Genomic DNA, 13572 nt, shown 5'->3' with positions numbered 1-13572 from the left:
AGCGGAGTGATCTACCCATGGCCAGGTTGAAGCGACGGTAAGACGTCGTGGAGGACCGAACCCACTTAGGTTGAAAACTGAGGGGATGAGCTGTGGGTAGGGGTGAAAGGCCAATCAAACTCCGTGATAGCTGGTTCTCCCCGAAATGCATTTAGGTGCAGCGTCGCGTGTTTCTCACCGGAGGTAGAGCTACTGGATGGTCTAGGGGGCCCACAAGCTTACCGAAATCAGCCAAACTCCGAATGCCGGTGAGTGAGAGCGCGGCAGTGAGACTGCGGGCGATAAGGTTCGTAGTCGAGAGGGAAACAGCCCAGATCGCCAGCTAAGGTCCCTAAGCGTGTACTAAGTGGAAAAGGATGTGGGGTCGCGAAGACAACCAGGAGGTTGGCTTAGAAGCAGCCACCCTTGAAAGAGTGCGTAATAGCTCACTGGTCAAGTGATCCTGCGCCGACAATGTAGCGGGGCTCAAGTACACCACCGAAGCTGCGGCATTCACACAATGCACCCCTGCGATTCTGCGGAGTCGTGGGCAGTGGTGTGGATGGGTAGGGGAGCGTCGTGTGGCCATGGAAGCGGCGGGGTGACCCAGCCGTGGAGGCCACACGAGTGAGAATGCAGGCATGAGTAGCGAAAGACGAGTGAGAAACTCGTCCGCCGAATGACCAAGGGTTCCTGGGCCAGGTTAATCCGCCCAGGGTGAGTCGGGACCTAAGACGAGGCCGACAGGCGTAGCCGATGGACAACGGGTTGATATTCCCGTACCCGTGTGAACGCGCCCCTGGTGAATCAGTGATACTAACCATCCTGAAGCGTCCTTACGTCCCTTCGGGGGCCCTGGATGTGGATGCATGGGACCTGATCTGGTAGTAGCCAAGCGATGGGGTGACGCAGGAAGGTAGCTGAGCCAGTCAGTGGTAATACTGGTGTAAGCCTGTAGGGCGAATGGTAGGCAAATCCGCCATTCACACAGCCTGAGAGGTGACGCATAGCCGAATGAGGCGAATTCAGTGATCCTATGCTGCCGAGAAAAGCCTCTAGCGAGCTTTCACACGGCCCGTACCCCAAACCGACACAGGTGGTCAGGTAGAGAATACTAAGGCGATCGAGATAACTATGGTTAAGGAACTCGGCAAAATGCCCCCGTAACTTCGGGAGAAGGGGGGCCTCGTCCGGTGATCACTCTTGCAGTGTGAGCTGGGTGGGGCCGCAGAGACCAGTGAGAAGCGACTGTTTACTAAAAACACAGGTCCGTGCGAAGTCGTAAGACGATGTATACGGACTGACGCCTGCCCGGTGCTGGAAGGTTAAGAGGACCGGTTAGCCACTTCGGTGGCGAAGCTGAGAATTTAAGCCCCAGTAAACGGCGGTGGTAACTATAACCATCCTAAGGTAGCGAAATTCCTTGTCGGGTAAGTTCCGACCTGCACGAATGGCGTAACGACTTCTCAGCTGTCTCAACCATAGACTCGGCGAAATTGCATTACGAGTAAAGATGCTCGTTACGCGCGGCAGGACGAAAAGACCCCGGGACCTTCACTACAGCTTGGTATTGGTGTTCGGTTCGGTTTGTGTAGGATAGGTGGGAGACTGTGAAGCGCTCACGCCAGTGAGTGTGGAGTCGTTGTTGAAATACCACTCTGATCGTATTGGACCTCTAACCTCGGACCATGATCTGGTTCAGGGACAGTGCCTGGTGGGTAGTTTAACTGGGGCGGTTGCCTCCCAAAATGTAACGGAGGCGCCCAAAGGTTCCCTCAGCCTGGTTGGCAATCAGGTGTCGAGTGCAAGTGCACAAGGGAGCTTGACTGTGAGACTGACAGGTCGAGCAGGGACGAAAGTCGGGACTAGTGATCCGGCACCGGCAAGTGGAAGCGGTGTCGCTCAACGGATAAAAGGTACCCCGGGGATAACAGGCTGATCTTCCCCAAGAGTCCATATCGACGGGATGGTTTGGCACCTCGATGTCGGCTCGTCGCATCCTGGGGCTGGAGTAGGTCCCAAGGGTTGGGCTGTTCGCCCATTAAAGCGGCACGCGAGCTGGGTTTAGAACGTCGTGAGACAGTTCGGTCTCTATCCGCCGCGCGCGTTAGAAACTTGAGGAAGGCTGTCCCTAGTACGAGAGGACCGGGACGGACGAACCTCTGGTGTGCCAGTTGTTCCACCAGGAGCACCGCTGGTTAGCTACGTTCGGAAGGGATAACCGCTGAAAGCATCTAAGCGGGAAGCCTGTTCCAAGATGAGGTTTCTCACCCCCTCGAGGGGGTAAGGCCCCCGGCAGACCACCGGGTTGATAGGCCAGAACTGGAAGTCCGGTAACGGATGCAGGTGACTGGTACTAATAGGCCGAGGACTTACCACAAAGAAGCTACGCGTCCACTGTGCAGTATCTGAAACAACACACGTTTCGGAACTGAAGAAGAAGAACCACCACCACCATCGGTCCAACGATGTGTGGTTGTGTCTTCGCTGATGTTCCGTGTGACAGTTTCATAGAGTTACGGCGGCCATAGCGGAGGGGAAACGCCCGGTCCCATTCCGAACCCGGAAGCTAAGCCCTCCAGCGCCGATGGTACTGCACCCGACAGGGTGTGGGAGAGTAGGACACCGCCGAACATCCGTTACCGAAAGCCCCCCAACCATGTTGGGGGGCTTTCGGCATTTCACAACACTTTTGCCGACGGCAGCCGTTGCCGCGCACACCTTTTCACCCCGGTGTACCGCCGGCCAGGACCTGCAGCGCCCGTGACGCCAGATGGAGATTCAGGCGTGTGTCGACACTGCGGAGATCACGCCCGGTCAGTTCGTGAATGCGGGACATCCGGTACCGGAGTGTGCTGCGGTGGATCCTGAGGGCCTGCGCGGTCTCGTCGTACTTGCCGCCGCATTCGAGGTATTGGGCGAGGGTGGCCGTCATCGTGCTGCGGTGCTGCCGGTCGTAGTCGAGCAGGGGGCCCAGCCATTCCTGCACGAACGCCTCGACATCTCCGGTGCTGCTGTGCGAGTCGAGAATGCGGTAGACGCCGAGTTCGTCGAACTGTGCCACACCGCGAGGCGAGTTCGACTGCTTTCGTATTTCGAGGGCGCGAATCGCGTGGGTGTACGAGTCGGGGAGTGTGCTGGGAGAGGTGCATTCGGATCCGACCCCGACCACACCGACGGCGGGGCCAAGCGACTTCTCCAACGCTGAGAAGACGGTGTTCACGTCCGTCTTGGTGTCCATGACTGCGGCGAGGACGCCGGTTCGCTGCTCGTTGCCGTGAACGAGGAGGGCTGACGAGTCGGTGGCCGTCAGGTGACGACGGAACGCCTCGGTGACGGACTCGACGGACGTGTCCGGACCCCAGTGGACGACCAGGACGCGTTGCGGTGTGTGCAGGTCGTAGCCGAGCGCGTCGGCCCGCGAGTAGGCGCTGTCGTCGTCGGTGCCGGCCAGTAGGTCGGCACCCAGGTCGCGGCTCAGCCGTGCCTCCGTCTCGGCGAGCGATCTGCGGTGTGCCATGTCCACGGCGAGCATCGTCGCGGCGTGCTCGAGTGCGAAGGTGTCGAGATCGGTGGCGCGGTGATCCGGGTCGGACAGATACAGGACACCGAGAAGTGTCTGGCCAGGCCGGACCACCTGCACGATCCGGTTGTCGTCCCGCAGCGGCCGCCCCTCCATCGCGGCCCGGCGCAGGACGTCGACCCGGTTCCCGCCGCCGACCTTGCGGTACCGGGGTGCCGGCCCGGACGCGTCCGGGCCGGACCACACACGAAGATTGCCGAACGCGTCCTCGATACCGACGGCGAGTCCGGTCACCTCGTGGAGGGTCTCGGCGATGGCGGTCTCCTCGGCGCCGGTCGCGGCGAGTCGCCCGAACGTGCTGTGGATCTTCGCTTCCTCCTCGAGCCGCGCGGCTCTCGTGCCGATCGCGGTGATCTCGTCCGTGGCCTCGCGCAGTTGGCGTTCCTGGGTGGCGGCCCGGGAGCGGAGCGACGCGGCGCGCAGGGCCGACCCCGTGTGCTGAATCAACAACTCGAGGAGCGTCGCCTGCACCGGCGTCGGCGGGTAGTCGGCCCGCAGTGTCAGCGACACCGGCCGGGACCACGAATCGTCGAGCAACACGCGGTGCCGCCAGACGTCGTCGTCGGGGACTTCGCCCGTCAGCACGGTCACGGGTTCGACCGAGAATGGGCCGAGTTCGGGGAGGGCTTCGGCGAGCAGGGACAGGATCTCGTCCCGATTCCCGCAGTCGTGCATGTGTGCGGTCACGGCCAGCACCGCAGACAGGTTCGTGGCCCGCGGGGTGTGACCCACCCTCGGGTCTGGGGCTGCATCCAGATCCATGGCATGGAACTACCCCGTTTTGCGCCGTCGAAACCGGGACGCTGTCCAGCGGGGCCGGATTTCGGGGGATTCTTTCGTTCCGCTGTGACCATGTGGCGAGACGGATCAGCCGCCAATCTTGGTAACTGAGGGGTGGCACTTATGACCCAATCCAATAATTGGCACGATCCCGATCTGAACATGACTCGCGATGTCGTCGCGCACACGTCGGACGGGTGCGAGGGCTGTCTCGCACTCGGTACCCGCTGGGAGCACCTGATGTTGTGCCTGACGTGCGGCTATGTCGGATGCAGTGACGGATCACCGATGCGGCACGCGCGACATCACGCGGAACTCAGCGGTCATCCGATCGTCCAGTCGCTCCATGCGGGGGACAACTGGCGCTGGTGCTTCGTGCACGACGTCCAGATCTGCACGCCGTATCCGGCGACCGGGGCCCGGGTGGTCGCACCCAGCCTGGTGCCCGGGCCGGCGGACGACCTCAGACATGGTCTCCGTATCGCGAAATCGCAGTGACGATCGCAGACCAGACGGCGTCGGCCCGAACTTCGGGGGGAGCGCCGTCCAGCCAGCATGGCCGCACCGGGCTTCCGCCGGGGCGCGGCGGCGCCGGAAGCGGTCCGGGCACTGCGGCGTAGGCGTCCGTTGCGGGCACCGGGACGCATGCATCGTCGAAGGACGACCGGGACGTCTCCGGGTGCGTGCCGTGCCTGCGTTGCAGAATCTCCTGTCCCTCGCGTCCGCGCAGCAGGAAGAACAGCAGCGGGTCGTCGTCGAGGACCCACGCGGCCTGATACAGCACCGCAGCGGCGTGGCGGCACGGCACGTCCCACTCCTCGCAGGTGCAGGTCGCATCGGCGTCGAACATCGACGGAATCAGTGACACGTCGACGGCTGCGAGATCCTCGTCGAGTTCGCGGGGGAGCGTCCCACTCGACAACTGGGCGACGTGACCGCTCCGCGACGCGAGAGTCGCGAGCACCTCGCCCCACTGTCGCTCGTCCAGCGGGTCCACCCGGATCCGCACGTGCAGGCTCTCGTCGTCGGTGTGCACGTCCGCGGAGACGAGCCCGGGCGCGAACGTGAGCGGACCGACCAGTCCGCCACGGGCATAGGCGCGTCCGCGCTTCAGTGTGTTCGAGTCGAGCGCGGCCTGCTCGACGTCGTCAACCCAGCGCTGCGCCCACCAGGTCCTGCCGCGCGTGCGCCGGCCCTTCTGCGCAGGGAAGCGGGGATGCGTGATGGCGTCGGTCACAGGTCACCTCCGAAGTCGTAGTCGGGGCTCAGGGCCACCAGCCGGGCGAGTTCGCCGTCGGTCAGCTCGGTGAAGGCGGCGGCGCCGTGCGACAGAACCGAGTCGGCGAGTTGCCGCTTGGACGCGAGCATGGCGGCTATGCGTTCCTCGATGGTTCCCGCGGTGACGAGCCGGTGCACGACAACCGGGTGGGTCTGACCGATGCGGTACGCACGATCGGTGGCCTGGTCCTCGACCGCCGGGTTCCACCAGCGGTCGAAGTGGACGACGTGATCGGCCCGGGTGAGGTTCAGCCCGGTGCCTGCGGCCTTGAGGGACAGGATCAGGACGGGGACGTCGCCGTTCTGGAAGCGTTCGACGAGGTCCTCCCGGGCCCCGACGGACGTGCCTCCGTGCAGGAACTCGCACGTCACCCCGCGCGTCGTCAGGTGCCGTCGCAGCAGTCGTCCCATCGTGGTGAAGTGGGTGAACACGAGGGAACGGCCGCCCTCCGACAGGTTGGTATCGATCAGCTCGTCGAGCAGACCGATCTTGTGGGAACGGCCGGTGAGCGTGGCGTGCTCCTGGCCGAGGTACTGAGCCGGGTGATTGCAGATCTGCTTCAGACCGGTCAGCAGCGACACGATGCTGCCGCGCCGCCCGATGCCCTCGCTCGTCTCGATCCGCTCCATGGCGTCGCGGACGAGCGCCTCGTACATGCCGGCCTGCTCCGGGGTGAGAGTGACGTCGAGGTCGATCTCCGTCTTCGGTGGAAGCTCGGGGGCGATCCCCGGATCCGACTTCCTGCGCCGGAGGACGAACGGTGAGATCAATGCCGCCAACTCCGCCGCGCCGTCGGGCCCGTCCATCTCTGACGAGCCGTCGTAGCGGCGCCGGAACTGCGCGTAGGGGCCGAGGAGACCGGGGGTGACGCCGTCGAGGATCGACCAGAGGTCGCTGAGCCGGTTCTCCACCGGAGTGCCGGTGAGGGCGACGCGCGCCTGTCCCTGAATGGTCCGCAGCGCCCGCGTCACGGCTGCGGACCGGTTCTTCAGATGCTGGGCCTCGTCCGCGACGACCAGACCCCACGTCGTCCCGGCGAGAACTTCGCAATCGAGCCGCATCGTCGCGTACGTGGTGAGGACGACGGTGTCGCTGCCGTCCGCGACCGTCTCACCGGGAGGCCGGCGGCTCGGACCGTGGTGGACGAGGACACCGGTGCCCGGTGCGAAACGCTCGATCTCCCGCCGCCAGTTCCCCAGCAGGGACGCGGGACAGACCACGAGTGTGGGTCCCGCCGTGTCCGGGTCCTGCTGCCGGTGCAGGTGAAGCGCGATGAGGGTCAACGTCTTTCCCAGGCCCATGTCGTCGGCGAGGCAGGCGCCCAGGCCCCGTGACGTGAGCCCGGCGAGCCAGCGGAAGCCGGTCAACTGGTAGTCCCGCAGTTGCGCGCGCAGGGCTGCGGGGACCGGCACGGGCTCCGGATCCCCGTCCGACAGCTCCCGCGCCACCGCCGCGGCCGCCCCGTAGGAGTCGACGCGGACGTCGTCCTCGCCGCGCCTGGCCCGGCCGGTCAGCGCGGCCCGAAGGGCCTCGACGGCCGTCATGGTTCCGGTCCGCCGCAGGAGGGTCTTTCGTATCGTCTCCGCGTCCGCGACGACGTACCGGTTGCGGAGTTTCACGACTGCCCGCTTCGCCGACACCAGCTCTTCCATCTCCTCCCGCGTGAGCACGTTTTCGCCCACCGCGACGCGCCAGTCGAAGTCGAAGGCACGGTCGCCGCCGAAAGCGGCTGCGCCCTCCCGGGATCCGGGGTCGCCGAGGATGATGCGGGTCGACGTCTGGGCGACCAGTGCGCGCGGCCAATGGATCTGGACGCCCCGCTCGCGCAGCCGACGGCCGGCGTCCCCGGCGAGGGAGCCCAGGTCGTCGTCCTCGAGCCGGATGCGGTGCGGCGTCTCCGCCCGCAACAGATCTTCGAGCGGAGCCCAGTCCTGGGCCGCGCGGCGGAGGGCACCGAGAACCTCGATCCGCGGGTCGGAAGCGAACGCGGATTCGGCGAGCGTCGGATGCCGCCACAGGTCCACGGCGTCGCACACCACTCCGGGCCGCGCGACGCCGTGCACCTGGACCGTGGCGTCGAATTCGCTGTCCGAGAGATCCACCGCGCCGGGATCGACGGGGTCGATCCGCAACGACAGCGCGATCGCCTCGGGTGTGAGGGCGTCCGCCCACGCCTGCAGTTCCGGGGAGGGGTCGGCATCCCAGGCCAGGTAGGGGCCGGCGTCGGCGGGCGAACCGAGTCGCGGGACGGTGTCGACGACCGAGGTGAGGAAGTCGCGCAGGACGTCCGCGGCGGCGGGGAGGCGAACACCGTCGGCGCGCGGATCCCCGAGCGGGATGGCGCGAGCTTCGGGCGGGAGCGCGGCGGCCAGCAGACGCAGGTGCGATGCGTCCTCGTCGTCGAGGGTGCCGAGCCGCCAGACGTCGCGGCCGTGCGGTGTGACCGAGGGCAGGACCTTGCCCGCCTCGAGGTATCCGACGGCGGTGCGGGCGGAGGCGGCCCAGAACGCGACCGATCGATGCGCCGTGTCGCCGGGTGCCGGCGACAGCAGCATCGGCAGCGCGTCAGCGAGGGAAACATGCTGCGTCGGAACGCTGTTCACCTCTCTGCCGGTGAAGATCCGGGTGCGGGAATCGGCACTCGGTGGCTGCTGCCCGTCCGGTGAATCGCTCCAGAACACCAGGCGCGAGTCGCGCGGAGGATCGGCGGGGACGAAGGTGGCCGCGCAGCCGGCGAGGGTGGGCTCTGCTGTCACTACTGCGCCTTTCGCCGGGTTTATGGTACGCCGTACGTCAACGAGGCGGCGTGCGGAATTGTTCCCGGGCGCCGTGGGAAGATCTCGGCATGGGAAGAAGCGCGGCACCGGAGGGCGACCCCGCCCGCACCATGGAGTTGCTGTGGGGTGGCCGCAGCACGCCGATCTCGCGTCCCCGCAACGGCAAACCCGGCCTGACACTCGACCGGATCGTCGAGGCCGCCGTCTCCGTCGCGGATGCGGAGGGGCTGGACGCCGTCTCGATGCGCCGGCTCGCGGCCGAACTCGGCGTCGGGGCGATGTCGCTGTACACGCACGTTCCCGGAAAGACGGAACTGGTCGAGGTGATGCTCGACCGGGCGCTGTCCACGCTCGAACCGGGTGACGACACCGACGCGGGGTGGCGGGAGCGTCTCACGGCCGCCGCGCACGACTATTTCCAACTGCTGTGCGCACACCCGTGGATGCTCGGAGTCGTCGCGCTGAGCCGGCCGGTCCTCGGGCCCGGCGGGATGGCCAAGTACGAGCGGGAACTGCGCGCGGTCGAGGGACTGGGACTGCCGGACCTCGACATGGACTCCGTCGTCACACTCCTCGACAGTTTCGTCGCCGGCGCGGCGCGGGCGGCGGTGGACGCGGCCGCGCTCGCCGACCAGGGCGAGGCGGACAGCGAGTGGTGGCAGAGCGTCGCGCCGCACTTCGAGAAGGTCTTCGACCCCGAGCGGTTTCCGCTCGCCACCCGGGTCGGGGCCACGGCGGGGGAGCACCACAACGCCGCGTTCTCGCCCGCCCACGCCTTCGAATTCGGGCTCGCCCGGCTACTCGACGGAGTCGGCGCCCTCATCGTCGGCGGCGGAACCGGCGGGGATTAGTTCGGCGGGAACGGCCAGCGTGGTCGGTTCGAGACGCCCGCGCAGGGTGACGGTGTCGGTACATTGCCACCGCGTGCCTTCGTCCTCGGACGCCGCGGCGATCGCCCGCTCGGACGCGACGACGTGCCCGGGAACATTCTTGGCGAGCTCGGACAACCGCGCCGCCTCGTTGACCGGATCGCCGATCACCGTGTACTCGAAACGTTCGTGGGCGCCGATGTTTCCGGCCACCGCGCGACCGGCCGCCACCCCGATTCCCGCATCGCATTCCGGTACCTCGGCGGTGAGCCGTTCGCGCAGGACCCGAGCAGCGGACAGGGCCGCACCGGTGTGGTCGTCGAGCGCCATCGGTGCCCCGAAGATGGCCAGCGCGGCGTCGCCTTCGAACTTGTTGACGAACCCGCCCCGCCGGTCGACCTCGTCGACGACCACGTCGAAGAACCGGTTGAGCAGATCCACGACCTCCGCCGGAGACCGGGTGGCCGCGATCGTGGTGGACCCGATGATGTCGACGAACAGCACCGCCACGTCGCGTTCCTCCCCGCCGAGTTCGGGGTTGTGCCGAAGCGCCTGCGACGCCACGTCCTGCCCGACGTGCCGCCCGAAGAGGTCGCGGATCCGCTCACGTTCGCGCAGTCCCTCGACCATCCGGTTGAACCCGGTCTGCAGCGCGCCGAGTTCGGTGCCGTCGTACACGACGACCTCGGCATCGAGATCGCCGTCGGCCACCTTCGCCATGCCCTGCGCCACCGAGCGGATGGGCGCCTCGGTGGCGCGCACACTGATCACCACCAGCAGCAGACCGAACAGCAGAATTACACCACCGAGCGCGAGGATCGACACCGCGAGGCTGGTCGGGCTCGCCGGACGGATGAAGCTGAAGATCGCGATGAGCATCAGGCCAAGCACGGGAACGCCCGTCCCGAGGATCCACGCCAGCGCCGTGCGGCCGGTGATGCCGAGCGTGCGGCGGGGTTGCGGTCCGTCCGATCCGAGTGCGCGGGCGGCGATGGGACGGAGCGCGAACTCCGTCAGCAGGTAGCAGAACGCACACACCGTGATGCCGGCCATCGCGATCGTGAACGCGACCTTCGGGATGGTCTGGGGATCGATGAGGCCGTACAGCGTCGTGAAGAAGACCAACCCGATGCCCCACAGCGCCGCCTGGACCCGGGTCAGGCGCCACGGGGCGCGGAACGCCGCCGACCGGTCGTGGTCGGTGGGCACGTCGTCCTCCGTTGCCCATCGCAGATCCGACACCAGTCGCTTGGTGCCCCAGGTCACGCCGATCAGCACCGCGCACAGCACGAACACCGGCACTGCGACGAAGTTGGCGATCGCGAACTCGCTCGCCCACACACTCGGCCCGGGGACGACGACGCTGATGAGCAGGCAGGTGATCACCGCACCGACGAGATTCGTGAACACCAGCGGCGCGGTCAGCAGCAACTGGACACGGATGCGGCGCCGGCGGGGACTCTCGTCCGGCGATCCCAGCAACCACGACCCCAGCGGGGCGACGGATCGGCGAGGGCTGAGCATAGTCATTCGAGACTAGTCGGCACGATCCCTTAGGGTGGGCGGGTGCGCCTAGTGATTGCCAGATGCCGAGTCGACTACGTAGGCCGTTTGACGGCACATCTGCCCACCGCTCGTCGCCTGTTGTTGATCAAGGCCGACGGTTCCGTGAGCATCCACGCCGACGACCGCGCCTACAAGCCCCTGAACTGGATGAGCCCGCCCTGCTGGCTCGTCGAGGACTCCGTCGAGGACGCCGAAGCCCTGTGGGTCGTGACCAACAAGGCCGGTGAGGAACTGCGGATCACCATCGAGGAGATCGAGCACGACTCCCGTCACGAACTCGGAGTCGATCCCGGGCTCGTCAAGGACGGTGTCGAAGCGCACCTGCAGGAGTTGCTCGCCGAACACGTGGAAACGCTCGGCAACGGCTACACATTGGTCCGGCGTGAATACATGACGGCGATCGGTCCCGTCGACCTGCTGTGCCGGAACGCCGACGGCGCGTCCGTCGCCGTGGAGATCAAGCGCCGCGGCGACATCGACGGTGTCGAGCAACTCACGCGGTACCTCGAACTGCTCAACCGCGATCCGCTGCTGGCACCGGTGAGCGGCGTCTTCGCCGCCCAGCAGATCAAGCCGCAGGCCAAAACCCTTGCCACCGACCGCGGAATCCGGTGCCTGGTGCTCGACTACGAAGCGCTGCGCGGCACCGAGAGCACCGAGTTCCGGCTCTTCTGAGGCCTAGGCTGAACCCGTGCCCCGTCGTAAACCGCAGCGGAAGAACACGCGCCGCAGTGCGCCCCCGGACAATTCCGAGGGCTCGCTGTTCGGTAGTGCGCTGATGCGTCAGGAATCCGGTCCCGCGGGCGACGCGGACGAGAGCTACATCGTCCGCACCATCCCCGGGGCCCGGGCGACCAAGTCGTACCGGTGCCCGGGCTGCGATCACGACATCCGGCCCGGTGTCGCCCACCTCGTCACCTGGCCCGCCGAATACGGCGGAGCCGAGGACCGGCGGCACTGGCACACCGGGTGCTGGTCGGGACGCAGCACCCGGGGCCTCACCCGCAGGTGGTCCTAGCTTCCGGTCTTCACCGTTCGCTGACCCGCAGGCCGGTTCGCCTGGGTCTTCTCGACGGTGGAGAGCACCGCGGTGTCCTCGTCCGAGTTGTCCGTCTCGTCCCCGGACTTCTTCCCTGACGCGTTCGACCCGGACTCGCCCGACTCGGTCTTGCGGTCCGCTGCGCCGTTCGGTGCCGACTGGCTGTTCGGGTTCTCGTTCGGACGCTTCTCGGACTTCGACGCCGCGGTGTCGGGATGCGCGTCCAGGAGTTCACTCTCCCGGTTGACCGACGCCAACATGGCGGGAACCGAATCGAGCTGCCCTCGAATGCCCAAGAGCTGCGCCAGGATCCGGCCGCGGAGCACGCGAAGCTCTTCCGCGAGTTCCTTGGCGTGGGCGATCTTGCGCTCCGACTGGTCGGTGGCAGCCTGCAGCCTGCGCTCCGCCTCGTGCGTGGCGTCCGCGAGACGACGCTGCGCCTCGGCCTTGCTGGTGGACTCGAGCTCGTTCACCGCCGTGATCGTCTTCTGGCGGCGCTCGGACATCGAGAGGTCGAAGTCCTCCTGAACCTGCGAGCGACGCAGTTCGGCCTCGGCGGCGAGGCGGTCGCGCTCGGACTGCGCGGCCTCGACGATCTTCGCCGCCTCCGTGCGGGCCTTCGCCATGGTCTGCTCGTGCTGAATCTCGAGCGCGCTGCGGCGGTCTTCGAGTTCCGCGACCAGCGACTCGTACTGGCCGCGGAGCTGCGCGCCCTCCTGCTCGGCGACGGAGATCGTCTCGGCGGCGTCGGCCTCGGCCTTCGCGCGCACCTCGGACGCCTCGTCCGACGCGAGCCGGAGCATGCGCGAGATGCGGTCGCTCATTCCCTCCGCGGTGGTCGGCGGAACCGACAGGCGGTCGACGTCCTTGCGGAGATCGTCGATCTCGTCCCGCGCGTCGTCGAGTTGCTTGGCGAGATCCCGCGCCTGCGCCGCCGCGGCGTCGCGGTCGGCGGCAGTGACGCGCAGCTCGGCGTCGAATCGCTCGAAGTAGTTGCGTACCTCGTCCCGGTCGAATCCCTTACGCACGGTGGAGAAGGGAAGGGGGATCGAACCACGGTCCTGCTCGTTTACCATGGCCGCCAATCTACCTGGGCAAAGTAGAACTTGTCTCTGCGCCTGGCACCCGGCGGCCGGTCACAGCTCTAGTGGGTCGCCGACGGCTCGACCAGCTCGACGAGAACTCCGCCCGCGTCCTTCGGGTGGACGAAGTTGATGCGCGAGTCGGCGGTTCCGCGGCGGGGTGCGTCGTACAGCAGCCGGACGCCGCGCTCGCGCAACTGGGCGGAGATGGCGTCGATGTCGGTGACGCGGTACGCCAGCTGCTGGAGACCGGGACCGCTGCGATCGATGAACTTGGCGATGGTCGAGTTCTCGTTCAGCGGCGCGAGAAGCTGCAGCGCGGTGCTGCCCGCGGGAGCGCCGACGACGCTCAGCATCGCTTCGCGCACGCCCTGCTCCTCGTTCACCTCTTCGTGTGTCGACACCATGCCGAGGTGCTCGGAGTACCACGCGATGGCGGCGTCGAGGTCGGGAACGGCGATGCCGACGTGGTCGATGGCGGTCACCAGATCCGAGGACAGCGGCGACGTGGACTGGGTGGGGGAGGACTGTGTCATGGTCCCGACGTTAGCGCTACCGTTTCGGTAGTTCTCGTCGGGATGTGACTTCCGTCGCCCGGCACCCGCCCATTCGTCTCAC

10 protein-coding genes and 2 rRNA genes (1 of these 12 running past the window's edge) are annotated in these 13572 nt (G+C 66.7%); 6 read left to right on the top strand and 6 right to left on the bottom strand.

Going from position 1 to position 13572, the window contains the following annotated elements; genetic code table 11:
• Together JWS14_RS07555 and rrf are read left to right on the top strand one after the other, a co-directional pair.
• Positions 1-2359: ribosomal RNA gene (locus tag JWS14_RS07555) — 23S ribosomal RNA — on the top strand; it begins 776 nt to the left of the window's first position.
• A 137-nt stretch (positions 2360-2496) separates the two neighbouring features.
• Positions 2497-2613, top strand: a 5S ribosomal RNA gene (gene rrf, locus JWS14_RS07550).
• Positions 2614-2704: 91 nt separating this feature from the next.
• Here rrf and JWS14_RS07545 read toward each other — a convergent pair.
• Positions 2705-4324: a PucR family transcriptional regulator gene (locus JWS14_RS07545; RefSeq protein WP_206012789.1), complete on the bottom strand. Its 1620-nt coding sequence runs from the start codon at positions 4322-4324 to the stop codon at positions 2705-2707.
• Positions 4325-4504: 180 nt separating this feature from the next.
• Here JWS14_RS07545 and JWS14_RS07540 point away from each other — a divergent pair, with 180 nt between their 5' ends.
• Positions 4505-4840: a UBP-type zinc finger domain-containing protein gene (locus JWS14_RS07540; RefSeq protein ID WP_241031283.1), complete on the top strand. Its 336-nt coding sequence runs from the start codon at positions 4505-4507 to the stop codon at positions 4838-4840.
• Here JWS14_RS07540 and JWS14_RS07535 read toward each other — a convergent pair.
• The gene (locus JWS14_RS07535) at positions 4806-5579 is read right to left on the bottom strand and encodes an SWIM zinc finger family protein (RefSeq protein WP_206012787.1); all 774 of its coding nucleotides are present in this window, start codon (positions 5577-5579) and stop codon (positions 4806-4808) included. The two genes, JWS14_RS07540 and JWS14_RS07535, sit on opposite strands and share 35 nt — an antisense overlap.
• Positions 5576-8377 (bottom strand): DEAD/DEAH box helicase, encoded by a 2802-nt coding sequence (locus tag JWS14_RS07530; RefSeq protein WP_206012786.1) that lies wholly within the window; start codon positions 8375-8377, stop codon positions 5576-5578. Before JWS14_RS07530 ends, JWS14_RS07535 begins: the two co-directional genes overlap by 4 nt.
• A gap of 89 nt (positions 8378-8466) precedes the next feature.
• Here JWS14_RS07530 and JWS14_RS07525 point away from each other — a divergent pair, with 89 nt between their 5' ends.
• A complete protein-coding gene (locus JWS14_RS07525) occupies positions 8467-9249 on the top strand; it encodes a TetR/AcrR family transcriptional regulator (protein WP_206012785.1) in 783 nt (260 codons plus the stop codon).
• Here the strand turns inward: JWS14_RS07525 and JWS14_RS07520 are convergent.
• Positions 9196-10797 (bottom strand): adenylate/guanylate cyclase domain-containing protein, encoded by a 1602-nt coding sequence (locus JWS14_RS07520; protein WP_206012784.1) that lies wholly within the window; start codon positions 10795-10797, stop codon positions 9196-9198. The genes JWS14_RS07525 and JWS14_RS07520 overlap by 54 nt on opposite strands.
• Positions 10798-10833: 36 nt before the next feature.
• On the opposite strand from JWS14_RS07520, the gene nucS reads away from it, so the two are divergent.
• Positions 10834-11508 carry an endonuclease NucS gene (gene nucS, locus JWS14_RS07515; RefSeq protein WP_043824264.1) on the top strand — a complete coding sequence of 225 codons (675 nt, stop codon included), beginning with the start codon at positions 10834-10836 and terminating at the stop codon, positions 11506-11508.
• Between the two features lie 16 nt (positions 11509-11524).
• Positions 11525-11851 (top strand): ATP/GTP-binding protein, encoded by a 327-nt coding sequence (locus tag JWS14_RS07510; RefSeq protein ID WP_072946972.1) that lies wholly within the window; start codon positions 11525-11527, stop codon positions 11849-11851.
• On the opposite strand, the gene JWS14_RS07505 is transcribed toward JWS14_RS07510, so the two are convergent.
• Together JWS14_RS07505 and mce are read right to left on the bottom strand one after the other, a co-directional pair.
• The gene (locus JWS14_RS07505; protein ID WP_206012783.1) at positions 11848-12948 is read right to left on the bottom strand and encodes a coiled-coil domain-containing protein; all 1101 of its coding nucleotides are present in this window, start codon (positions 12946-12948) and stop codon (positions 11848-11850) included. The two genes, JWS14_RS07510 and JWS14_RS07505, sit on opposite strands and share 4 nt — an antisense overlap.
• A gap of 68 nt (positions 12949-13016) precedes the next feature.
• Entirely contained in the window at positions 13017-13490 is a 474-nt protein-coding gene (mce, locus tag JWS14_RS07500; RefSeq protein ID WP_072946976.1) for a methylmalonyl-CoA epimerase, read from the bottom strand.
• Between the last annotated feature and the right edge of the window lie 82 nt (positions 13491-13572).

Source organism: Rhodococcus koreensis, from assembly GCF_017068375.1.
GTDB classification, from domain to species: Bacteria; Actinomycetota; Actinomycetes; order Mycobacteriales; family Mycobacteriaceae; genus Rhodococcus_F; species Rhodococcus_F koreensis.
This window is presented reverse-complemented; position numbering and strand designations above follow the sequence as displayed.

What these genes read in the sequence shown, in the direction of transcription:
- JWS14_RS07505 (WP_206012783.1), bottom strand. Translation starts at nt 12,948, where the DNA reads ATGGTAAACGAGCAGGACCGTGGTTCGATCCCCCTTCCCTTCTCCACC.
- JWS14_RS07545 (WP_206012789.1), bottom strand. Translation starts at nt 4,324, where the DNA reads ATGGATCTGGATGCAGCCCCAGACCCGAGGGTGGGTCACACCCCGCGG.
- JWS14_RS07525 (WP_206012785.1), top strand. Translation starts at nt 8,467, where the DNA reads ATGGGAAGAAGCGCGGCACCGGAGGGCGACCCCGCCCGCACCATGGAG.
- mce (WP_072946976.1), bottom strand. Translation starts at nt 13,490, where the DNA reads ATGACACAGTCCTCCCCCACCCAGTCCACGTCGCCGCTGTCCTCGGAT.
- JWS14_RS07540 (WP_241031283.1), top strand. Translation starts at nt 4,505, where the DNA reads ATGACTCGCGATGTCGTCGCGCACACGTCGGACGGGTGCGAGGGCTGT.
- JWS14_RS07520 (WP_206012784.1), bottom strand. Translation starts at nt 10,797, where the DNA reads ATGACTATGCTCAGCCCTCGCCGATCCGTCGCCCCGCTGGGGTCGTGG.